This is a genomic window from Paenibacillus sp. P4_E11 (assembly GCF_056401635.1).
Genome location: NZ_JBFUIX010000034.1, coordinates 26,072 through 48,314 on the forward strand (window position 1 = coordinate 26,072; position 22,243 = coordinate 48,314).

The window sequence follows — 22,243 nt, forward strand, 5'->3', positions numbered from 1 at the left end:
TCACACCTCCGGATCAATCGGTTCATAATCTTTGCGCAGCGGGTGACCGACCCAGTCGTCCGGCAGCATAATTCTCCGCATATCGGGATGACCTGGGAAATCGATGCCGAGCAAATCGTATACTTCCCGTTCTTGCCAATTGGCCGTTTCCCAGACAGGCGTTACGGATGGTACAGACGGTTCGTTGCGATCCGTCTTCACTTTCACACAATAGTCTTGTTTTTTGTCAAGGGAGATCAAATAAACGACGACTTCCATATAAGTCTCGTAGTCCACACCCGACAAATTTCGCAAGTAATTCAGTGACAATTCCTCATTGTCCCTTAGGAAAAGCGCAGTCTGCGCCCAGTCCTCACCTCTGATGCTGAGCACCGGCAGATCACGATCTCGCTCATTAATGAAGGCTTCGACGACCGCTTCTGCGGAGACATGCTCACGAATCAGTTGAACAGCCCGGTCCAAGAGGGGTTGTTTCGGTGAAGGCGGCTTCGGTTCAGCAGGTGTTCCATCACCGGCTCCCTCAGTTTTCCCTGCTCGGGCAGCCGCACGAGCAGCACGAGCCTCGGCCGCAGCCTTCGCCTTAGCTTCCTTCTCCGCATCAGCATCGCCTTCGCCACCGCCCACTACTGGTGCTGGAGCCGCAGCCGCGTCAGGAGCTTGGCCCGCTGCGGCCGCCCTTGCTTCGCGAGCCGCGGCTCGCGCTGCTCTGGCTTCAGCGGCAGCCTTCTCCTTCGCTTCCTTCTCCGCATCGGCGTCGCCAGCGCTCTCTTGAGCCGCAGCTGGTGCGGCCGAAGTTGTCTCTGTAGCCGGAGCTGGCGCCGAAGATTCCTTTATTCCAGCGGAATCTGACGCTTGGGTCGTATCCGTATTAGAGGTGGTAGTGTTTGCGCTTTCTTCATTACGTCCATTCGACTCGTCGCTCATCGGTGGATCACCTTCTTCCCCGTCTTCGCTTCGTATCGAATTTTCTCTTGAAGCTTATTGATCCCATAGATCAGAGCAGCTGGGTTAGGTGGACATCCCGGAATGTATACATCGACCGGAACGATCTGGTCTACCCCTTTCACAACTGCATAAGACCGTATGTACGGACCTCCAGCTGTTGCACAAGACCCCATGGCAATGACCCATTTGGGCTCAGGCATCTGATCATACAACCTGCGTAAGAGAGGCGCCATCTTCTTCGTTACCGTACCGGATACAATCATGACATCGGACTGACGCGGTGAAGTTCGGAATATAACACCGAAGCGGTCAAGGTCATAGTGCGCAGCACCCGTTCCCATCATCTCAATCGCACAACACGCCAACCCGAACGTCAGCGGCCATAATGAACTGCTTCTTGCCCAGCCCTTGATTTGATCTAATGTGGTCGTAAGCACATTGCGTTCCAACTCTTGTTGCTCGTCTAACTGGATTGACTCTAAATGGAAGTCCATTGCAGCACCTTCTTCTTCCAAGCATAGATTAGACCGACTACAAGCAGGACTACAAAAATTAGCATCTCCACAAGTGCAAATAGCCCAAGTTGGTTGTAAGCAACCGCCCATGGGTACAGGAACACTGTTTCCACATCAAAAATAACGAACATTAATGCAAACAAATAGTAACGGATGTTAAACCGAATGTGACTGTCGCCAATCGGCACGTTCCCGCTCTCGTATGTCGTTTGTTTCTCTTCGGTCGGCTTGTGGGGACGAAGCCAACTACCCACAGTCAGAGCCACAATGGGAAGCAAAATCCCCAAAGCTAGAAAGATGGCAACAAAGACATAATTGTTTGTGTAAACCGCCATACCATCGCCTCCGGCACACATTTTTCTTTTATATGGTGCGGCCTTTCCTAATAAACACCCACACAATTATATCAAAAGCCCCTAGAAACGTCTATGCACATCTTGCAGCGCCAAAGTGCTGTTACAACCTCCCGTCTATTCATTTACAAGATCCGACATATTCATACAAAAACAACCCCACAAGAAAAAAAAGAAGCAAAGGACTAATCCCTTTGCTTCTTGATACTTTCTTATCCTCTGGACCTAACGTCCAAACGGTTCATAGCTCGCTGAAGTGCCAATTCGGCACGACGGAAATCCGTCTCATCCTGCTTGCTGCCGAGCCGTTTCTCAGCACGTTCCTTAGCCGATCTTGCACGATCGACATCGATATCGCCTGGCAGTTCGGCGGATTCGGCCAGAATGACGACCTTGTCCTTACGAACTTCCATGAAACCACCATTCACTGCCATCGTTTCTGTAGTCCCGCCTCGTTTAATCGAGATCGGAGCTATCTTGAGCGGAGTGACGAGTGGAATGTGGTGAGGCAGAATACCGAGTTCCCCGGAAGTGCCTTTTACGCTGACCATATCCACATCCTGAGCATAAACAATACGCTCAGGCGTTACCACTTCCAATAAAAAAGTACTCACGCTAATTCCTCCCCGGAATTACTTCATGCTCTTTGCTTTTTCCACAGCTTCTTCGATCGTTCCTACGAACAAGAAAGCGGCTTCCGGCAAATCGTCATGCTTGCCTTCCAGAATTTCCTTGAAGCTGCGAACGGTGTCCTTAACCGGTACGTATTGTCCCGGGAAACCATTGAACTGTTCGGCAACGTGGAACGCTTGGGACAAGAAACGTTGGATTTTACGGGCACGAAGTACGATCACTTTATCGTCATCAGACAATTCGTCCATCCCTAGAATCGCAATAATATCTTGAAGCTCTTTGTAGCGCTGAAGAATTTTCTTAACGCCTTGAGCGACATTGTAGTGTTCTTCACCAACGATGTCCGGTTGCAGCAAGCGGGAGCTCGATGCCAATGGATCAACCGCTGGGTAAATACCCATCTCGGAGATTTTACGCTCCAAGTTCGTTGTAGCGTCCAAGTGAGCAAACGTTGTTGCCGGAGCTGGATCCGTGTAATCATCCGCCGGAACGTAGATCGCTTGAATAGAAGTTACGGAACCTTTCTTCGTCGACGTGATCCGCTCTTGCAGACCGCCCATCTCCGTAGCAAGCGTTGGTTGGTAACCTACCGCGGAAGGCATACGGCCTAACAAAGCGGAAACCTCGGAACCAGCTTGGGTGAAACGGAAGATGTTGTCAACGAACAACAGAACGTCTTTACCTTCGGTATCACGGAAATACTCAGCCATCGTCAACCCAGTCAAGGCAACGCGTTGACGTGCGCCTGGAGGCTCGTTCATTTGACCGAATACCATCGCAGTTTTGCTGATAACGCCGGAATCCTTCATCTCGTGATACAAGTCGTTTCCTTCACGAGTCCGTTCCCCTACGCCTGCGAATACGGAGATACCGCCGTGCTCTTGTGCGATGTTGTTAATCAGCTCTTGAATCAATACGGTTTTACCTACACCCGCACCACCGAAGAGACCGATCTTACCACCCTTCGCATATGGGGCCAGCAAGTCTACGACCTTAATACCTGTCTCGAGAATTTCCGCTTGCACGGACAACTCGTCGAATGCAGGAGCTTGTCTGTGAATCGGATTCACGACAGTTCTTGACACTTCGCCAGCATTATCGATCGGCTCACCAAGTACGTTGAACACGCGACCCAGTGTAGCTTCACCAACTGGTACGCTGATCGGAACGCCAAGGTCAACAGCTTCCGTCCCACGAACAAGACCATCCGTGGAAGACATAGCTACGCAGCGTGCTACGTTGTCGCCCAAGTGAACCGCTACTTCAACCGTGAGGTTGATTGCAGGTTCGTTCGGGCCTTGCGACGGCTTTTCAATTTTAACCGCATTATAAATTTGAGGCAGGTTACCTTTATCGAATTCGATATCGACAACAGGTCCCGTTACCTGCAATACGCGTCCCTTGTTCATTTTGTTTCCTCCTACAAACTTTTTGAAGAAAAGATAATCTTATGACTGAGCGCTAGCCCCAGCCACAATCTCAGAAATTTCCTGCGTAATGGCAGCTTGTCGAGCACGGTTGTATACCAAGGTTAGGCGGGAAATCATATCGGTAGCATTTCGGGTTGCATTCCCCATTGCCGTCATCTTGGCGCCGAATTCGCTTGCTTTGCCTTCCAACAATGCACTGAAAATTAACGTTTCCGCGTACTTCGGCAGCAGTACATCCAATACTTCTTCCGGTGAAGGTTCGTATTCGTAGTTCGCTCCGACAGCAGTCGTATTGCTGCCTGTCACTTCCAAAGGAAGCAGACGGTTCAAAACCGGCTCTTGGGAAATGGCATTGTGAAATTTGTTGTACACGATGTAGAGCTCATCATAAGCACCTGTAGTGTAGTTGCTGACTGCTCTGGAAGCCAGTTCTTTAATATCTGCGAACCGAGGCGCATCCGAGAGTCCGGTTACTTCGTCCAAGACAGGCATGTTGCGCTTCTTGAAGAAGTCACGGCCTTTACGGCCCACAACCATCAACACATATTCATTGCTGGACTTATGATTCTCACGAATCGTCTGCATTAATTTACGCAGCAGGTTGGAGTTGTAACCCCCAGCCAGCCCCCGGTCGGAGGTGATGACCAGATATCCGGTCTTCTTGATTTCGCGTGAAATCAGAATCGGATTCTTGATTCCTTTCGTACCGGAAGCGATGCTGGACACAACTTCCTTGATCTTCTCAGCGTACGGACGAGCCGCTTGCGCAGCTTCTTGGGAGCGTCGCAGCTTGGCAGCTGCAACCATTTCCATCGCTTTTGTAATTTGTTTCGTATTTTGAACGCTCTTGATCTGGCGTTTAATGTCGCGCATTCCTTTAGCCATGCATTTCACCTCCACAAACTTTCCAACGGAAAGTTTAACATCGTAAGCAGCGAACAAGCTTAGCTTGCCGAAAGCGGATGCTTATGTCACATCCGCTTACACAAACCGGTTTATCCATTAAACCGATGGAGCGAAGCCCTTCTTGAACTTCTCGATCGCTTCCACCAATGTCTTCTCGTTGTCACCTTGCAAGTCTTTGGTTTCCCGAATTGTAGCATAGATCTGCGGGAAGTTCGCGTCGACATAGACAAGGAATTCGCGGTCAAAACGAAGTACGTCTTGAACTGGAATATCGTCCAAGTGTCCTCTTACGACTGTGAAAATGCTGACAACTTGCTTCTCAACCGGCAAAGGCTGGTTGTTAGGCTGTTTCAGAATTTCAAGCGTACGTTGACCACGGTTCAATCGGGCAAGCGTGCTCTTATCCAAGTCGGAACCGAATTGGGCAAAGGCAGCCAACTCACGGTATTGCGCCAAATCAAGCTTCAAGGAACCGGATACCCGCTTCATCGCTTTGATCTGCGCGGAACCGCCTACGCGGGATACAGAGATACCGACGTTGATCGCTGGACGTTGTCCGGCGTTGAACAAGTCGGACTCCAGGAAGATCTGGCCATCCGTAATCGAAATTACGTTAGTAGGAATGTAAGCCGATACGTCGGAAGCTTGAGTCTCGATGAATGGCAGAGCCGTCAAGGAACCGCCGCCGAGGTCATCATTCAGCTTCGCTGCACGCTCAAGCAAACGGGAGTGCAAGTAGAATACGTCGCCCGGATAAGCTTCCCGGCCCGGAGGACGTCTGAGGAGCAAGGACAACTCCCGGTAGGCTGCAGCTTGCTTGGACAAGTCATCATAGATGATCAGCGCATGCTTGCCGCCGTACATGAAGTATTCGCCCATTGCTGCACCGGCATAAGGAGCCAGGAACAACAACGGAGAAGGCTCGGAAGCGCCTGCGGTAACGACGATTGTGTAATCCAATGCGCCATTACGACGCAACGTTTCCACAACGTTAGCCACCGTGGATTGCTTTTGACCGATTGCAACGTAGATACAAATAACGCCGTTGCCTTTTTGGTTAATGATCGTGTCGAGCGCGATCGAAGTTTTACCAGTTTGACGGTCACCAATGATAAGCTCACGTTGACCGCGGCCGATTGGAACCATGGCATCAATCGCTTTGATCCCGGTCTGCATCGGTTCGTGAACCGATTTCCGGTCGATAACGCCTGGTGCGTTAGCTTCTACCGGACGGAAGTGAGGCGTGTCGATTGGGCCTTTGCCATCCACAGGAATACCAAGGGCATTCACTACGCGGCCTAACAAGGCTTCGCCTACCGGCACTTCCATGATGCGGCCTGTACGTTTCACTTGGTCGCCTTCACGGATGTCCGTGTACGGGCCCAAGATAACGATACCGACATTGTCTTCCTCCAGGTTAAGCGCCATCCCTACAACGCCATTGGCGAATTCGAGAAGTTCGCCGGCCATTACGTTCTCCAGACCATGAGCGCGGGCAATCCCGTCACCCACCTGAATTACGGTACCAACATCAACGACTTGAATGTCGGATTGATATTGTTCAATTTGCTTTTTAATCAGCGTGCTGATTTCTTCAGGTCTGATACTCAACGAACCTCACCCCTAACTTTTTTGCTTGGCATATGCTTTCGAAATGCGTTTCCACGAAACGCTTAAGTTTATGCTTTCGATGTGCGTTTCTTCGAAACGCTAGGTTTATGCTTCCGAAGTGCGTTTCTTCAAAACGCTTAGACGCTTAGCTTTTGTTGGAAACGCTGAAGCTTTCCAGACAAGCTTCCATCGTATAAACGATCTCCGATGCGAACTTGGATACCGCCGAGCAGGCTGCGGTTCACCACGTTCTCAACGCGGATCTGCTTGCCTGTCAGTTGACCAAATTGTTCAGCGATCTGTTGTGATTCCTCTGCCGTGAGCGGATAGGCGCTAACTACAGTTGCATTAGCTTGACCCAATGCTTCATTGGCCACTTTCACATAACTATCTACAAGATCCTCGAGTACGGATTCTCTTCTTCGTTCCACTAGTAGTTGCAAGGTGTTCAATACGGCCGCGGACACTTTTCCTTCAAACGCTTGTTTCAACAACCCAAGCTTGTCGGCAGTGGAGATGTTCGGATGTTCAAGCAGTTTCCCGTAGTCAGCGTTCTCACGAATCACTTGCAGGATTCCCTTGAGCTCTTCCTCCACCTGCGCCACAATGCTTTGCTGAGAGGCCACTTCAAACAGTGCCTTCGCGTAACGTTTGGCTACGATCGTTTCCCTGCTCATACATTGCCCCCTACCTGTTTCAGGTATTGGTCAATTAATTCCTGCTGCGATTTCTCATCTACTTGCTTGTCAATAATCTTAGATGCAATCATGACAGACATGGCGCCCACTTGACCGCGCAATGCGGCAACGGCCTTATTCTTCTCACTCTCGATGTCTTTCAATGCGTCATTCTTAATGCGGTTCGCTTCATCCTTAGCTTGCGTCAGAATATCGTCCGCTTGGCGCACACTTGTTACTTTCGCTTGCTCGATCAAGTCGTAAGCATCCTTACGAGCCGATTGAATCGCTTGCTTCTGCTCTTCGAGCAATCGCAAGGCTTCTGTACGGCTGTTCTCAGCGGATTGCATTTGATCTTTGATTTGCGCGGAGCGCTGCTCCATGATCCCGAACAACGGACCGAACGCATATTTATTAAGCAACACATACAAGACTATAATCGCGATGAACGCGAATACAAACGACTCCCAATGCAATGCCATTACAATTCACTCCCTCCTGAACAACTGATAGCCAATGCTGCCCGATTCAAAACGAAGGCGCGGACGGCATAGGGCCTTCCCCGCCTAAACGTCATATTTCCTTACGCGCCGAAGTACAACAGGAAGCCCAAGACTACGCCAATGATCGGAACAACCTCAACGATACCAACCCCGATGAACATAGTTGTTTGAAGAGTACCACGAAGCTCTGGTTGACGAGCAATACCTTCTACTGTCTTGCTTACGATCATACCGTTACCAATACCTGCGCCCAATGCGCCTAAACCGATTGCCAAAGCAGCTGCTAGAAATTCCATTTGTAAATCCTCCCTAATCTCAATTAATATATTTGGTTTATATGCTTTCATCTCGCCAGAACATATGGAGCCGCCCAGGCTGAGTTTGGATCCACTACTTAGTGATGTTCTTCATGTACAGTAGCACTGGAGATGTAAACCATTGTAAGAATTGTGAACAAGAACGCCTGAATCGCGCCCACAAATACACTGAATCCCTGCCATGCTACCATAAGCGGAATCCCGTACCAACCTGCCATAGTAATAGTTGCAATTAGTACTTCTCCCGCAAAAATATTAGCGTAAAGCCGTAGCGACAGCGTTAGCGGCTTGGCTAATGTCTCAATGATGTTGAGCGGGAAGAAAAACCAGTATGGCTTAAAATAATGCTGAAGGTAGTGCTTGGTATTAAGCTTCAAGCCTAGGATGTGGACCGTCAAGAAAACAAGTACGGCTAACGCTGCGGTTACATTTATGTCTGCCGTCGGCGATTTCCACCAAACAACCTCTGCAGCATGATGCCCTTTGTCGTGCGCCTTTTGAATCGTTTCTTCAGATACAACCGTGTGCCCGAACAATTCAAGCGGCTTCTCATGTTCGGTTACAACCGCGAATGGCAGACCCAGCAAGTTCCCAACGAAGATAAACATAATCAGCGTCATCCCGAGCGAGACAAACATTTTTGCTTTCTTCAGCGGCATCGTGCTGGCAACCAGATTGTGCACAAAATCGACTACCCACTCTAGGAAATTTTGCAGCTTCGACGGGTTGTTGACCGACAAATTCCGCACTGACAACAGAGCCAGAAGCAATACAATAACGAATGTTACCGTAATCGTAAGGAATGTCGAGATGTCAATATTCAATCCGCCGATCTCAAGCATAGGAAAATCATGCATCGATAAGTTTCACCCCTTTCCAGCAAATCAAATATCATTTCGGTTGGACCAACGAGACAAGATCCCCCATACAAGTATTGCCGCAGCGCTGTAAAATAACCCAATTATTGTGGGCGCCAGATCGACTTGATCGGACTTCATCGCAAACATAACGGCTAGAATCGCGGTAGAGACTCTTGTCAAAAAGCCAAGATTGAATCGTTTCCGGGTTCCTTCCACAACTAACGTGGACATTTGCCCGATTTTCTTGCTTAAGTACCAGGAATTCACTAGACTCACTAGCATCCCCAATAGCAGCCCAGCAATTACAGGGCGCAGTTGGGGGAGAAACAACCATAGAAGGAGTCCAATAGAGATTAGCCACAGAGACAGTCTGTAAATCGGTTTCATATAATGGGATGGATTGTTCATTTGGAATCCTTTACATAGAACCGAATCAAAACCACGACGCTAACGATTCCCACGAACAAGCCAACAAGCGTTCCGATTGCACGGTACTTCTGTTCACCCGTTCGGTCGCTTAACCAGCTCCCTCCCCAATAGCCCAACAAAATACAAAGGGCTATATCGACGCCAGCCGCTCCTAACAAACCGGCCGCTCTCCAAGGATTATCATTGGATTTACGTTTGTGCATACAATCTCTCCTAAGAATCCTCACTAATTGTATCGAAGCTGGACAATGTTTGTCAATTCTAATAAATTCAAACATTGTGTGAACGACTTCTCAACAATGCCTTACGGCACAACGGCTCTCGGCTTTTGAGAAGCAAACACCATACAGTGGTACTGTTTGGTTTTAATTGCATAAGTCGACATCGTTCGCGAGCTTAAGTCGTGAACGGTGCCGGTTTTTCACTAATTCGTCCAAAATGATGCAAAATCCCTTGCACAATTCGGCTGGATGCTTGTCCATCGCCGTAAGGATTGGCCGCCCTGCTCATCTTCCCATAGGCATCCTCATCCGTCAGCAGCGTCTTGGCTCTACTGTAGATCAGCTCTTCATCGGTTCCGACTAACTCTAGCGTGCCGGCATCGATGCCCTCTGGACGCTCCGTCGTATCGCGAAGCACCAACACAGGGATGCCGAAGGATGGTGCTTCTTCCTGAATGCCGCCCGAGTCGGTCAAGATCAAGTGGGTGCGCGGGAAGAAGTTGTACATGTCCACCAAGTCCAGCGGTGCCATGAGCTTGATTCGAGAATGACCACCCAACATCTCATGGGCGGGACCTTCGACCGCAGGGTTAGGATGAACAGGATAGACAACGACAATATCTTCGAACTCCTCAACCAAGCGTTTAACTGCCTTGAATATGTTACGATGCGGTTCACCAAAATTCTCACGACGATGGGCGGTCATGAGTACGAGGCGACGAGCGCCGACCCAATCGAGAACGGGGTGGTCATAACTGTCCCTCGTCACATATCGAGCGACATCGGTTGCCGTGTTCCCTGTAATATAAATAGCCGACTCCGACTTGTTCTCCCGGCGCAGGTTGTTTGCCGACCAGTTAGTTGGCGCAAAATGAACGTCAGCGATGACACCCGTCATTTGGCGGTTCATCTCTTCCGGGTAAGGCGAATACTTGTTCCACGTGCGCAATCCGGCCTCTACATGTCCTACAGCAATCTTCTGCATGAAGGCGGCGTAACTCGCTACGAACGTTGTGCTTGTATCTCCATGCACGAGGACCATATCTGGCTTCGCTTCGCGGAACACGGGCTCCAAGTCTTGCAGCATCCGAATCGTAAGTTCGTTCACCGTCTGGCCTGCCTTCATCACATTGAGATCGTAGTCAGGCTTGACCTTAAACACATCCAGCACTTGATCGAGCATTTCTCGGTGCTGGGCGGTTACGCATACGATCGAATCGATTTGCTCTGAGTATTTCTCCAGCTCAAGTACGAGCGGGGCCATCTTAACGGCTTCCGGTCTTGTTCCGAATATGGTCATGATTTTAAGGCGATTCATCGTTCTCTCTCCCTCTCCCTGTACGAATGCATCTATTCGTGATTCCGTATTCGTTATTTCGTGCCGAACAGTCTGTCCCCTGCGTCCCCTAGACCAGGAACAATGTAGCCATGATCATTCAGGTAATCGTCGATGGCTGCAACGTAAATGTCCACATCGGGATGAACCTGCTGCACCGCAGCAATCCCTTCCGGAGCGGCAATCAGGCACATCAGCTTGATCTGACTGCAATTGCGGTTCTTCAGCGCCTCAATCGCGGCAATCGCTGACCCACCAGTAGCCAGCATAGGATCGATAACAATGAGCTCCCGCTCCTGTACGTCAGTTGGCAGCTTAACGTAATACTCAACAGGCTCTAGCGTCTCCGGATCGCGGTATAGCCCGACGTGACCGACCTTCGCGGCTGGAATAAGCTTCAGGATGCCGTCCACCATCCCTAGCCCAGCACGAAGAATGGGAATAAGACCGAGCATGCGACCCGAGATGATCCGACATTCAGCCAGGCTGACCGGTGTCTTCACTTCCACGCGCTCGAGCGGAATGTCCCTTGTAATTTCGTACGCCATCAAAGTGGCCACTTCGTCCACGAGATCGCGGAAATCCTTGGTCGTCGTATTCTCATCACGTATGTATGTGAGCTTATGTTGGATTAAAGGATGATCACATACGAATACTTTGCTCATGTGGGCGTTCCTCCTAAACTTTATCGGACACTCAAACACCCGTCCTATTATATCATTGTATTTTACGGGTTGCACGATACATTTACGGATGAAATTGTTGGCACTTCTCCACTTCCGTTGCCCGCTTCCATTTAACGCGATATACTAGGGAAAGCTTTTATCCATTCGCTTCCTAAACGCTAAAAGGAGTACTTGCCTCATGTCTGACTTGCCTCTCGTGGAGATTGCTTATCAGGAAATTCGTCAAAAACTGTTGAATGCCGAATATTTGCCCGGAAATCTGCTTTCCGAAAGCGAACTCGCAAGCGGGCTGAATATGAGCCGTACACCGATCCGGGCGGCCATCGCCCAGCTTGAGAAGGAAGGGTTCGTCGAAACGCTCAAAAAACGCGGCATTCTCGTAAAAGAAATCGACATCAAAGAGTTGTACGATATTTTCGACCTTATGACAGCCTTATATTTTTATGCCCTGGACGTCACGGAGCAGCATCAATATGAAATTGATTTGGATACGATGAAGCTCTATCTCGACAAGTTGATCGAAGCGAGCGAGCAAAAGCGGTACCGGGACTATTACGAGAACGGCCTCCTGTTCATGAACACCATTCTCGCCACCATCGACAACCGGTGCATCCAGCAAACTTTCGATACGTACAAGGATAAACTGTTGTTTTTTGTCGTCGCGCATCGATCCATCAAAGGCACGAACCGCCCCTATACGGGCAAGAAGCTGTACGCGGACATCTACAGACTGCTAACTGAGGGTAACTTCAAAGAGGCGAAGAAAGCGATTCTGGAGTCCAAGTGGAATGTCCGGGAAGAGCTAATAAGAAGCGGTTAATTAGAATGGTTTGTTCAAGCAGAGACTTTTCATGATTTCATGAGAAGTCTTTTTTTTGTTTACGATTCAGAAAGTATAACTCCGCTGATTGTTCATCGTCTCGGAAAACGCACGGCGTCAAAAGGACGCCGTTAGGCGTTTATCCTTGCCCCGTAACATTTACAAAACCTCAAAGCCTGCTTAACACTCATCTTACATACAAGATGCATAATTCTTGTATACAAGATTGTTCTTGTACAAAACCATTTCATATCCCATGGAGGCGCAAATCAATGGAAACCGTAAAATTCATTCACATTACCGACACTCATCTGAACGCACCGGACAAAGAAGCTCCTTTCGCTAAGCTCCACGTCGCAGACAAAGTAAAGCAAGTGTTCGGGCATATTCACCAATCCGGCATCGCGCCTTCCTTTGTTCTGATAACCGGAGACTTGGCGCATGAAGGCGATGCGGAAGATTACGCCTATATCCGCTCGCTTCTCGATGAATGTTCGGCACAAGTCGGTGCTCCCGTCTTCGTCATCCTCGGAAACCACGATCACCGGTCGGCCTTTCGCGAAGGTTATCTCGGCGAGACGCCTTCCGAACAAGCGTACTACTACTCCCATACGATCGCTGGACTGCGATTGATCGGATTGAACTCACAAGCACCCGGCAAACACAGCGGTACGATCGATGACCAACAACTGACCTGGCTCGCCGAGCAGCTGCAAACCCCTGCTCCGATCGGTACGATTGTCGCCGTTCACCACCCGCTGCTGAACATTAACGGAATGGCGGCCGATCATCTCCTTACCAATATGGAGGAAGTCGGACAAGTTCTGCACCAAACGGACGTAATCGGCATTATGGCGGGCCATGTTCACTCGAACAATGTCGGGTTGTATCAAGGAATCGTCAGTGTTGCCGCCGCCGGCACGGCATTCGGCGGAGAGATTGCTGAGGAAGGGCAGTTCCGGATGTTCGACTTCTGCAGCTATAACGTAGTGTCCGCTAACGCTCAGGGTATATCTGTCCAAACGATCGTACTTCCCACATCCAATGCCGAGATCGCCCGCTTCCCAATGTCCGCGCTTGTAGCGCAACACTAACACGTATAAGGAGAGATTCTGAGATGACTGCCCCTATTCAACAGAAGGAACAAATGAAGTTATACGATCCAACCGAAGGAAGATCAGCTAAGAAACCTTGGTTCGGTGAATTAGATCCGATGAAGAGTCGCGATTATTCCTTCGCGGTGATCGGTGATCGTTGCGGAATTACAACTCCAGGCGTGTTTGAACGAGGATTGGACCTTGTCCGTTCGTTAAAGCCGGATTTCGTGATGTCGGTAGGCGATCTTATTGAAGGCTATTGGGAGAATGAATCGGAAGCCCATGCGGAATGGGACTATGTCGACACCCTCTTAAAAAGCTTAGCGGTTCCGTTCTTCCATGTCGTTGGTAACCATGACTATGGCAATGAAACGATGGTCAAGGTTTGGCGCGAGCGCAAAGGCTTCGAATATTATGCTTTCCGTCACCACGAGTCGCTTTTCCTTGTAGTGAATACAGAAGAAGAACCGATCGGAATGACAGGGGATACGCTGCACCAATTCAGACAAGTCACGTACGACGTAGCGAGAGATCCTGGGCAGTCCAAACGGTATGTGCAACAATTCATGGACCATATGATGGCTCAATTCACCGTTGAAGATATGAAGAAGGGGAATGTGCCGAATATTAGCGACGAGCAGCTTCAGTTTTTCCAGAACGTGCTGGACGAGAACCCGGACGTGAAGATGACATTCGTATTTATGCACAAGCCTTCGTGGAAATCCGATTCCGTGCCATTTCAGAAGCTGGAAGACATGTTGAACACCCGCTCCTATACGATGTTTGCCGGCCATCTGCATCAGTTGGAGGTCATGACCAAGGAAGACAGAACCTATATTCAAATGGGCCGGACAGGAGCGTGCTGGCACGGCGATTCCGTCGGCTCCATCGACCATATTCTCTGGGTTACGGTGAAGGATGGAGAAGTTCATTATCAAGTGATTGATCTGGATGCCGTATCAACACTGGAACGATTCGAGCTACATGTGAGCGATAAACAGGAGGTCTTGTAATGAAACGCATGATAAAGGGGACTACCTTAGCGTTGGCGCTGACGGTCGCTGTAGGTCTTAGCGGCTGTGGGACCGCCACGGTGGCTTCCAAACAACCCCAGCTAGGCGCACTGGATCCGAGCAATCCAGCTAAAATCACGTTTTATTCCTACAGCTTAGCCTATCCGACTATGAAGCCCGGGATGGAACAGCTGATTCAAGAATTCAACACGACAGTAGGCAAAGAAAAGGGAGTCATTGTCGAAGGCGTAGCCGATGCCACTTTCCAGCAATATAAGGCGGATATATCGGCGGGTAAGCAAGTCGATGTCGTTCAGCACCCATTCGGCACCTTGGACAGCTCAAGAACGACGCTCGGGTTTAAAGCTTATGAAGATGTATTTCCGAAAGAAGAGCTCGATGCCCACTTCAAGGGAATTTCGCCGAATGCGTTGGAATTAGGGAAAATTGACGGCAAAATGTACGGTTTGGCCTTCACATTCAGCACGCCGATCATCTTTATTAACGGAAAACTGTTCAAAGAAGCTGGCCTGGACCCAACACAGCCTCCTCAAACTTGGGAGCAAATCAAAGCCGCCTCTTTGAAAATTAAAGCAGCTACCGGCAAGGCTGGCTTCGGGCTCGCCCCGAATAATGCCTGGATTACCGAGGGGCTTATTCTTAGCAACGGCGGTGAAGTGCTCTCCAAGGACAGGAAGAAAGTGTCGTTCGCGAACAAACAAGGCGTACAAGCCATCGAGATGTGGAAAGACCTTTATCAGAACGGCGCCCATGCCGTAGGAAACGAAGCGGAGTTGAGCGATCAGTTCATGGCGGGCAATCTGGGGATGTATGCTTCCTCTACCGCTCTTCACAGCGGGGCTAAGAAAGCTGCCGAAGCTGGGGGTTGGCAGCTGTACGGCGCAGGACTTCCGCAGTTTGGTGACAAACCGTCCATACCTGTCAATTCGGGCAGCGTATTGGCCATCAGACCGGATAGTGCGACGAAGAATGCAGCAGTCTGGGAATTTATCAAGTTCGTAACTGGTGATCGCGGCTACACGATCATTACTTCCAAGGTAGGTTATTTGCCACTCCGTACCGGTCTTGCAGACGATCCGAACGCTTTGAAAAGCTTCGTGGACCAGAATCCGCTGTATAAAATCAACCTCGAGCAATTAAAACGAATTCAACCTGTCGCCATATGGCCTGGGGAATACGCTACGGAAATATCGACAGCTTTCACGGATGCCATTGTCAAATCGGTTATTTCCAATGAGGATGTAGCGAAAACCTTAACGAAAGCCCAGGATGAAATCAACGGCATGATCAAGTAAAGAATAGCACCCCAATTCTTTATGAGGAAAGGAATCGCTATGAACCGAGTCATCGAGAATAAATATGCACCCCCCTTAACGGGGAGAGCTGCTGTTTCGAGAAAAAGAGTATGGAACAAAACCAAGGTCATTCAATGGCTTAAGCCCTATCTATACCTGCTCCCCGCGTTACTGCTGCTGAGCATATGGATGTATAAACCGTTGATCAGCACGTTTTATCTGGCTTTTCACAAATGGAGCATGGTGCCAGGGACTATTCCAGTCTACGTGGGCATGGATAACTTCGCACGTCTGATCCAGAATAAGAACTTTGTAGCTTCGATTGGAAACACCCTATTCTATACAGTCGGGCTGCTCCCCTTCTCAATCACTATCCCCTTGTTGCTAGCTACAGCGACGCAGCAAATGGAAGGCCGGATGAAAAATGTGTACCGGGCGCTCTTCTTCATCCCGATGATCCTTGCGCCTGTGTCCGTAAGCGCGATCTGGCGCTGGTTGTTCCATCCCTCCAATGGCTTAGTCAATATCACGCTGTTGAAGCTGGGGGTCATCGGAAATCCGATTGCGTATTTTTCGGACCCGAACTTCGCTAAGTGGATCATTCTATTAATCACAGGATGGAAGATGGTCGGGTTCAGCACGATCATGTTCTCGGCGGCGCTAACGAGCATCAATCAAGAATACTACGAAGCCGCCTCGCTGGATGGAGCGGGCAGGTTCAGGTTGTTTAGACACATTACAGTTCCGTTGCTGTCACCGATGATTATTTTCATGCTGACCATGAGCATCCTCTTCTCCAGCCAGTGGACGTTCGCCTACATTGATATTCTTACAACGGGAGGCCCTTACGGCTCATCAACTAATATTTATTATGAGATGTACAAATTCGGATTCTCGAATATGAATGTCGGGTTTAGCTCGGCGGCGGCCTTGATGTTTTTCCTCGTATTCGGAGTCATTGCGCTGACGCTGAACAGCTTCTCGAGAAAATACGCTTTTTACGACAATTAGAACAATGAGAACAGGAGGAGCCGAACAGTGAAGAAACGATCCCTACCTTCCAAGATCATTCAACATGGATTGTTGTCTATCATGTGTTTGATTGCCATTTTCCCTCTGTATTGGATGCTGATCTCCTCGTTCAAGAATGAGTCGGAAATATTCACGGCTTCCATATTCCCTTTAAAACCCACATGGAACAATTATGCCTATGTGTTTGCTGAAATGCCGATCTTTCGGATGATGTTCAACTCGTTTGGGGTTGCGATTCTTATGACCTCCCTGCAGTTGATTACAAGCCTGCTAGCGGCCTATGCGCTTGTTCGCTGGAGATTCCGAGGAAAGCTGCTTATCTTTTCCTTGCTTAGCTTGACGTGGCTAATCCCGTTTCAATCGATCATGATTCCTAACTATGTGCTCATTAATCAAATCGGGTTAAATGAAACGGTGCTCGGGATCGTTCTGCCATTTGCGGTTTCCACGTTTGCCATTTTGTCGCTGTACCAGAGCTTTCAAGCTTATCCTACCGTATTGATTGAAGCCGCATGCATAGACGGAGAAAGTGATTTCGGCATCTTAACGAGACATATTCTGCCTAATATTAAATCGACAGTGGCTTCTCTAGGCATTCTCTTGTTCATAAACGGCTGGAATGAATATTTATGGCCGATGCTCATCACGAAGAAAATGGAGAATGCCCCGCTGCAAATCGGGTTGAAGTTGTTCGTGAACTCCGATTCGAACATGTGGGGCTCCTTGATGGCGGCTACAACCATCTCCTGCTTGCCCATCTTGGTGATCTATCTTCTTCTTCAGCGGCAGGTCGTAGATTCGTTCGTTAGATTCGGTATTAAATAGCTTTAATCATTCTAACCATAGAGGTGACTATCAACCATGACGAATAAACTACAAGACCCGTACCCGGCCAACCGTGTGATTCCGCTCGAAGGTGCAAGCAATTTCCGCGACATGGGCGGATACCTAACCGAAGACGGCCGCACGGTCAAGTATGGGCAATTGTTCCGCTCCGACGAAATGGGAAGCTTGACCGAGCAGGATAAGCAATTGTTGCAAACGTTGAACATCAAGACGATTCTCGATTACCGCAGCAGCCATGAAGCGGACCGCAGCCCGACGCCAACTGCTGAAGGGATCGTCTACCGTCGGATCGAAGCGAACCCGGTTGCGGCGGGCTCAAGCGGCAGTGTCGAGGACTACCTGAAGAGCGGACAGCTGAACCGCAACACGATGATCGAGATGTATGCCAAGCTGCCATTCGCCAATCCGGCCTACCAGTTCCTCATGGAGACGATTCAGTCATCCGAACAGATGGGCATCCTTCACCACTGCGCCGGAGGAAAAGACCGAACCGGCGTAGGGGCCGCCCTGATTCTGAAGCTCCTTGGCGTTTCCGACGCCGATATTATGGAGGACTACTTGCTGACGAATGAAACGCTGGGGCCGAAGACCTCCGTGCTGGTGCAGAGTATGGCGGACAAGCTGGACGCGGTTACGCTGCAGAACTTGAAGGACGTGTTCGAGGCGAGTGAGCATTATTTAAGCGCTGCCTTGGAAGCCGTCTTGGCAGAATACGGGGATTGGGACGTTTACTTCGAGCGCGAGTTCGACATTACAACGGAGAAGCGCAACCAGATTCGCGATATGTATTTGGAATAGGTCAAGAGGGTAAACAATAATAACCTCCGGATTGTCCGCTGGATCGCGGACTTTCACCGGAGGTTATTTGTTGTTCGAACCTTGTAGGCGAACTCTTAGTAAGCCAGACCTTTATACAGCGGGAATTGGCTAGTCAATTGCTTCACAAGGCTACGGGCATCGTTCAGTACGCCTTCGTTGCTTGGATTCTTAAGCGTCATGGCGATAATCTTGGCGATCTGCTTCATGGCTTCCGCATCCATGCCGCGGCTAGTTGCGGCTGGAGTGCCAATCCGAATACCGCTTGTGACGAACGGGCTGGTCGGATCGAATGGAATCGCGTTCTTGTTCACGGTAACGCCCACTTCGTCCAGAACGTGCTCAGCTTCTTTACCGGTAATGTTGACACTGCGCAAATCAACCATCATCAGGTGGTTGTCGGTGCCGCCGGAAACGATGTTCAGCCCTTCAGCGATCAGTGCTTCAGCCAGCACTTGGGCATTGCTAACTACATTGCGGGTATACGTAGCGAATTCCGGTTGCAAGGCTTCGCCGAAGGAGACTGCCTTCGCTGCGATTACGTGCATAAGTGGTCCACCTTGAGTACCCGGGAATACCGCTTTATCAATCGCTTGCGCCCACGACTTACGGCACATAATCATACCACCCCGTGGACCGCGAAGCGTCTTGTGCGTAGTCGTAGTAACGAAATGCGCGTAAGGTACAGGACTTGGATGCAAGCCTGTGGCGACCAGACCGGCAATATGTGCCATATCGACCATGAACAACGCGCCTACATCGTTAGCGATTTGGCTAAGTGCAGCGAAATCGATAATGCGCGGATATGCACTGGCGCCAGCGACGATCATGCGAGGCTTATGCTTGAAGGCCAGCTTGCGTACTTCATCATAATCGATACGGGAGTCTTTCTCGCTTACACCGTAAGCGACGAAGTTATAGAGCAGGCCAGAAGCGTTAACCGGGCTACCATGTGTCAAGTGGCCGCCGTGGGCCAGGTTCATACCGAGTACAGTGTCGCCGGGGCTAAGCGCCGCCAAATAAACCGCCATATTCGCTTGGGCACCAGAGTGAGGTTGAACGTTCACGTGCTCAGCACCGAACAATTCCTTCGCGCGGTCACGGGCGATGGTTTCCACAACATCTACATATTCACAGCCGCCATAGTAGCGTTTTCCCGGATAGCCTTCTGCGTATTTATTAGTCAGGACCGTTCCCATAGCTTCCATAACTGCTTCACTGACGAAATTCTCCGATGCGATTAATTCGATCTTGTCTTGTTGACGACCGCGTTCCAACTGAATAGCTTCCAGAATTTTCGGGTCCGATTTGCGTAAGTTTTCCATTTGTACGATTCCTCCTGGGATAATGAATAATGAGTTTAACTTTCCTGGTCTACCGAATACATGGCGCGAACGCCGCCGATTAACTTCGGACGGGTGTACGCCATCGTGACATGTGCCTGTCCAATCGATCGAATCGTGGGACGGACCGGCACCGCTACACGCTTGAGGTGCATTCCGATCAGCGTGTCACCAATATCAATACCTGCATGCGCCTGAATCGATTCTACCACGCAAGGATTGGAGAAGTGCCGATAGGCGTAGGCTGCCATCGAGCCGCCCGCCTTGCGGACAGGTACGACAGTCACTTCCTCCAGAACGGGTTGTGCAGCCAACAGCTCGCGCTCAATGACCAGCGCCCGATTCAGATGCTCGCAACACTGGTATGCGGGCTGGAAGCCGACATCCCTTCGTACGTTCTCAACCGCTTGGAATATTTCGCGTGCCACATCTTCGGTTCCGGCCGTCCCGATATGCTGGCCGACTACCTCGCTCGTACTCGTACCGATGACTATTATATGGCCTTGTCGGATGCCGCCCGCTTGAACAAGTTCACGCAGCATGAGCTCGACATCTTGCGTGATCGTATGCGTTGCGTCGTGCTGTGACATGTTATCAGCCCCCAAGCAATGATTTAAGGATGAAGTGCGAAGCGGTCTTCCAACCCTTTAATCTTTTGGATCCGGTTCACGTGACGAGGCCCTTCCGAGAAGGGGGTGTCCAGCCAAGTTTTTATAATTTCAAGTGCTACACCAGGACCGATAACCCGCTCCCCCATAGCCAATACGTTGGAATCATTATGCTCCCGCGTTGCTTTGGCTGAGAATAAATCGTGAACGAGCGCACAACGAATACCTGGAACTTTGTTAGCGGCGATCGTCATGCCGATTCCCGTACCGCAAATCAGAATGCCGCGATCCGCAGTCCCGTTAACGACCTGTTCACAAACAGGCAAGGCATAATCCGGGTAGTCGATCGAATCCGCGCAGTGGCAACCGAAATCCTCTACTTCATGTCCCTCACTTTTCAACAAAGCAATTACATCATCCTTTAATCGGAACCCAGCGTGGTCCGCTCCAATCGCGATTTTCATCTTCATAGGCCTCCTAAGCTTGGCAATATCTCTCCACTATTATAACCGAAACGCCGGTTAAGATGAAAAAAAGAGCACGCCGACCGTCCGAAAACGTTCGTTGCTCTTTGCCCAGGCGACCGGCCGTATGTCTCGATGCTCCATTGGGGTAATCCCCGTTCGTCGCCAGTTACATCGAGTCCATCCTCTTACTCTCATCATACCTCAATCCCTATACCGTGTAAAGAGGCCTTACCCACACCAATCCCACGCCAAGAAGGCTCAATCCGCCGCTTCCAGCTTGGCCATAAGCTTCACTAACGCACGTTCGATCTCTTGCGAGCAAGCCTCATATTGATGGAATGGACCACCGAAGGGATCGCTAATATCCAGATCGGGGAGCTCCCGCTCCAACGCAGCAAGCCTCTGCAAATCCCGTTCCGCAATACGCTCCGCAAGTGCCTGCTTGATCTGGAGCTCCGACTCCAGCTCCCCGCGCTCCGCGATAAGTCGCAGCACGTGGGGGTCATCCTCGGCGAACTCCTTAAGCGTGAACACTTTGTCCGCTACCTCAGGAAAACGATGGATAACCGTATATTTATGGGACGCGGTCATGGTGAGAATCAAGTCCGCCCATTGGACCCCTTCCTCCGACAGAGCAGCCGAGCTTTGTTTATCCCCTGCTCCTTTACCCTTCAGAATGGCGGCCGCGTGCTGGGATATGGGCGACCCGCCTGACGTTGCAACGCCTGCAGACCGCACGTCCCAGCTCTGCCCATTCTGATCCACCATCCGGCGAAGCATGCCTTCCGCCATCGGACTTCGGCAGGTGTTCCCGGTACATACGAACAAGATGTGCTGAATCTTCATAGTGCTCCCCGCCTTTATACTAAGAATCGGATCCCGAATGCAATCAAGATAATGCCGCCGAGTGCCTCTCCGTATTTACCTACCCATTTGGTTGCATTGCGCCCGAGCAGTAATCCTAGAATAGACATGACACCGCCAAATAGGCCGAACATGCTTACAGTCAATAACAGGTCGGTTGCAAATAGTCCAAGGGAGACCCCCACCGATAGGGAATCAATGCTTACGCTCAAGGCAACCAATACCACACTCCAGATGGAGCGATAATCGATCATTTCCCGATTCACGCTGTCATATGAAGTATAGAGCATGTGTCCGCCGAGTATGATCAACAGCCCGCCGCCTGCCAGCATGGCCACATCCCCCAGCAGAGCACTGGCATATTGCCCCATGAACATCCCCAATACAGGCATCATAACATGGAACAAGGCAATCACGAAACTGATGCGGACCATATGCAAAAGCCGTATCCCCTTAAGCCCGATGCCGATCCCGAGTGAGAACGCATCCATGCCAAGGGCAACGGCCATCATAAGAATTGTAATGAATTGTCCTGCATGTGCAGAAGCAGCTACGGCTACCATCCTATCTCCCCCACATCCTGTCCTATGTTCCTAAAT

The 22,243-nt window shown here is 50.1% G+C and carries 27 protein-coding genes and 1 riboswitch; of the genes, 7 read left to right on the forward strand and 20 right to left on the reverse strand.

The window, feature by feature from the left end; all coding sequences use genetic code 11:
- From AC1DWB_RS14980 to upp, 15 genes are all read right to left on the reverse strand, one after another.
- On the reverse strand, nt 1–924 hold the full coding sequence (locus tag AC1DWB_RS14980; protein ID WP_477541878.1) for an NADH-quinone oxidoreductase subunit C: 924 nt from the start codon (nt 922–924) through the stop codon (nt 1–3).
- A complete protein-coding gene (locus AC1DWB_RS14985; protein WP_477541879.1) occupies nt 921–1,439 on the reverse strand; it encodes a NuoB/complex I 20 kDa subunit family protein in 519 nt (172 codons plus the stop codon). Before AC1DWB_RS14985 ends, AC1DWB_RS14980 begins: the two co-directional genes overlap by 4 nt.
- The gene (locus AC1DWB_RS14990; RefSeq protein ID WP_477541880.1) at nt 1,424–1,795 is read right to left on the reverse strand and encodes an NADH-quinone oxidoreductase subunit A; all 372 of its coding nucleotides are present in this window, start codon (nt 1,793–1,795) and stop codon (nt 1,424–1,426) included. The genes AC1DWB_RS14985 and AC1DWB_RS14990 overlap by 16 nt, the downstream gene beginning before the upstream one ends.
- A gap of 230 nt (nt 1,796–2,025) precedes the next feature.
- Entirely contained in the window at nt 2,026–2,427 is a 402-nt protein-coding gene (locus AC1DWB_RS14995) for a F0F1 ATP synthase subunit epsilon (protein WP_477541881.1), read from the reverse strand.
- 18 nt (nt 2,428–2,445) lie between these two features.
- The gene (gene atpD, locus AC1DWB_RS15000) at nt 2,446–3,855 is read right to left on the reverse strand and encodes a F0F1 ATP synthase subunit beta (protein WP_477541882.1); all 1,410 of its coding nucleotides are present in this window, start codon (nt 3,853–3,855) and stop codon (nt 2,446–2,448) included.
- 39 nt (nt 3,856–3,894) lie between these two features.
- Complete coding sequence (atpG, locus tag AC1DWB_RS15005) at nt 3,895–4,761, reverse strand: ATP synthase F1 subunit gamma (RefSeq protein ID WP_477541883.1); 867 nt, start codon at nt 4,759–4,761, stop codon at nt 3,895–3,897.
- 117 nt (nt 4,762–4,878) lie between these two features.
- Complete coding sequence (atpA, locus tag AC1DWB_RS15010) at nt 4,879–6,393, reverse strand: F0F1 ATP synthase subunit alpha (protein WP_477541884.1); 1,515 nt, start codon at nt 6,391–6,393, stop codon at nt 4,879–4,881.
- A 137-nt stretch (nt 6,394–6,530) separates the two neighbouring features.
- Nucleotides 6,531–7,070, reverse strand: a complete 540-nt coding sequence (locus AC1DWB_RS15015) for a F0F1 ATP synthase subunit delta (RefSeq protein ID WP_477541885.1) — start codon at nt 7,068–7,070, stop codon at nt 6,531–6,533.
- Nucleotides 7,067–7,552 carry a F0F1 ATP synthase subunit B gene (gene atpF, locus AC1DWB_RS15020; RefSeq protein ID WP_477541886.1) on the reverse strand — a complete coding sequence of 162 codons (486 nt, stop codon included), beginning with the start codon at nt 7,550–7,552 and terminating at the stop codon, nt 7,067–7,069. The genes AC1DWB_RS15015 and atpF overlap by 4 nt, the downstream gene beginning before the upstream one ends.
- A gap of 101 nt (nt 7,553–7,653) precedes the next feature.
- Nucleotides 7,654–7,869, reverse strand: a complete 216-nt coding sequence (gene atpE, locus AC1DWB_RS15025) for a F0F1 ATP synthase subunit C (RefSeq protein ID WP_477541887.1) — start codon at nt 7,867–7,869, stop codon at nt 7,654–7,656.
- 98 nt (nt 7,870–7,967) lie between these two features.
- Nucleotides 7,968–8,747, reverse strand: coding sequence for a F0F1 ATP synthase subunit A (gene atpB, locus AC1DWB_RS15030; RefSeq protein WP_477541888.1), 780 nt, complete (start codon nt 8,745–8,747; stop codon nt 7,968–7,970).
- Between the two features lie 27 nt (nt 8,748–8,774).
- Nucleotides 8,775–9,158 (reverse strand): ATP synthase subunit I, encoded by a 384-nt coding sequence (locus tag AC1DWB_RS15035; RefSeq protein ID WP_477541889.1) that lies wholly within the window; start codon nt 9,156–9,158, stop codon nt 8,775–8,777.
- Nucleotides 9,155–9,382: a hypothetical protein gene (locus tag AC1DWB_RS15040; protein ID WP_477541890.1), complete on the reverse strand. Its 228-nt coding sequence runs from the start codon at nt 9,380–9,382 to the stop codon at nt 9,155–9,157. Before AC1DWB_RS15040 ends, AC1DWB_RS15035 begins: the two co-directional genes overlap by 4 nt.
- A 193-nt stretch (nt 9,383–9,575) precedes the next feature.
- Nucleotides 9,576–10,718 carry a non-hydrolyzing UDP-N-acetylglucosamine 2-epimerase gene (gene wecB, locus AC1DWB_RS15045; RefSeq protein WP_477541891.1) on the reverse strand — a complete coding sequence of 381 codons (1,143 nt, stop codon included), beginning with the start codon at nt 10,716–10,718 and terminating at the stop codon, nt 9,576–9,578.
- 53 nt (nt 10,719–10,771) lie between these two features.
- A complete protein-coding gene (upp, locus tag AC1DWB_RS15050; protein WP_477541892.1) occupies nt 10,772–11,401 on the reverse strand; it encodes a uracil phosphoribosyltransferase in 630 nt (209 codons plus the stop codon).
- Between the two features lie 199 nt (nt 11,402–11,600).
- Between upp and AC1DWB_RS15055 the strand changes: the two genes are divergently transcribed.
- The 7 genes from AC1DWB_RS15055 to AC1DWB_RS15085 all read left to right on the forward strand — a co-directional run bounded on the left by AC1DWB_RS15055 (nt 11,601) and on the right by AC1DWB_RS15085 (nt 18,344).
- On the forward strand, nt 11,601–12,242 hold the full coding sequence (locus tag AC1DWB_RS15055) for a GntR family transcriptional regulator (RefSeq protein WP_477541893.1): 642 nt from the start codon (nt 11,601–11,603) through the stop codon (nt 12,240–12,242).
- A gap of 272 nt (nt 12,243–12,514) precedes the next feature.
- Nucleotides 12,515–13,336, forward strand: coding sequence for a metallophosphoesterase family protein (locus tag AC1DWB_RS15060; protein WP_477541894.1), 822 nt, complete (start codon nt 12,515–12,517; stop codon nt 13,334–13,336).
- Between the two features lie 23 nt (nt 13,337–13,359).
- Nucleotides 13,360–14,352, forward strand: a complete 993-nt coding sequence (locus AC1DWB_RS15065; RefSeq protein WP_477541895.1) for a metallophosphoesterase family protein — start codon at nt 13,360–13,362, stop codon at nt 14,350–14,352.
- Nucleotides 14,352–15,668, forward strand: coding sequence for an ABC transporter substrate-binding protein (locus AC1DWB_RS15070; RefSeq protein ID WP_477541896.1), 1,317 nt, complete (start codon nt 14,352–14,354; stop codon nt 15,666–15,668). The genes AC1DWB_RS15065 and AC1DWB_RS15070 overlap by 1 nt, the downstream gene beginning before the upstream one ends.
- 39 nt (nt 15,669–15,707) lie before the next feature.
- Entirely contained in the window at nt 15,708–16,679 is a 972-nt protein-coding gene (locus tag AC1DWB_RS15075; protein WP_477541897.1) for a carbohydrate ABC transporter permease, read from the forward strand.
- 27 nt (nt 16,680–16,706) lie between these two features.
- A complete protein-coding gene (locus AC1DWB_RS15080) occupies nt 16,707–17,525 on the forward strand; it encodes a carbohydrate ABC transporter permease (protein WP_477541898.1) in 819 nt (272 codons plus the stop codon).
- Nucleotides 17,526–17,561: 36 nt separating this feature from the next.
- Entirely contained in the window at nt 17,562–18,344 is a 783-nt protein-coding gene (locus AC1DWB_RS15085; RefSeq protein WP_477541899.1) for a tyrosine-protein phosphatase, read from the forward strand.
- 95 nt (nt 18,345–18,439) lie between these two features.
- Here AC1DWB_RS15085 and glyA read toward each other — a convergent pair whose 3' ends face one another.
- The 5 genes from glyA to AC1DWB_RS15110 all read right to left on the reverse strand — a co-directional run bounded on the left by glyA (nt 18,440) and on the right by AC1DWB_RS15110 (nt 22,207).
- Nucleotides 18,440–19,687 (reverse strand): serine hydroxymethyltransferase, encoded by a 1,248-nt coding sequence (gene glyA / locus AC1DWB_RS15090; RefSeq protein WP_477541900.1) that lies wholly within the window; start codon nt 19,685–19,687, stop codon nt 18,440–18,442.
- A 35-nt stretch (nt 19,688–19,722) separates the two neighbouring features.
- On the reverse strand, nt 19,723–20,295 hold the full coding sequence (locus AC1DWB_RS15095) for a TIGR01440 family protein (RefSeq protein WP_477541901.1): 573 nt from the start codon (nt 20,293–20,295) through the stop codon (nt 19,723–19,725).
- A 23-nt stretch (nt 20,296–20,318) separates the two neighbouring features.
- Complete coding sequence (gene rpiB, locus AC1DWB_RS15100) at nt 20,319–20,777, reverse strand: ribose 5-phosphate isomerase B (protein ID WP_477541902.1); 459 nt, start codon at nt 20,775–20,777, stop codon at nt 20,319–20,321.
- Nucleotides 20,778–20,879: 102 nt separating this feature from the next.
- Nucleotides 20,880–20,960, reverse strand: a riboswitch (ZMP/ZTP riboswitch).
- A 78-nt stretch (nt 20,961–21,038) separates the two neighbouring features.
- Complete coding sequence (locus AC1DWB_RS15105) at nt 21,039–21,626, reverse strand: low molecular weight protein arginine phosphatase (RefSeq protein WP_477541903.1); 588 nt, start codon at nt 21,624–21,626, stop codon at nt 21,039–21,041.
- Nucleotides 21,627–21,640: 14 nt separating this feature from the next.
- A complete protein-coding gene (locus AC1DWB_RS15110; RefSeq protein WP_477541904.1) occupies nt 21,641–22,207 on the reverse strand; it encodes a manganese efflux pump MntP in 567 nt (188 codons plus the stop codon).
- Nucleotides 22,208–22,243 lie beyond the last annotated feature (36 nt).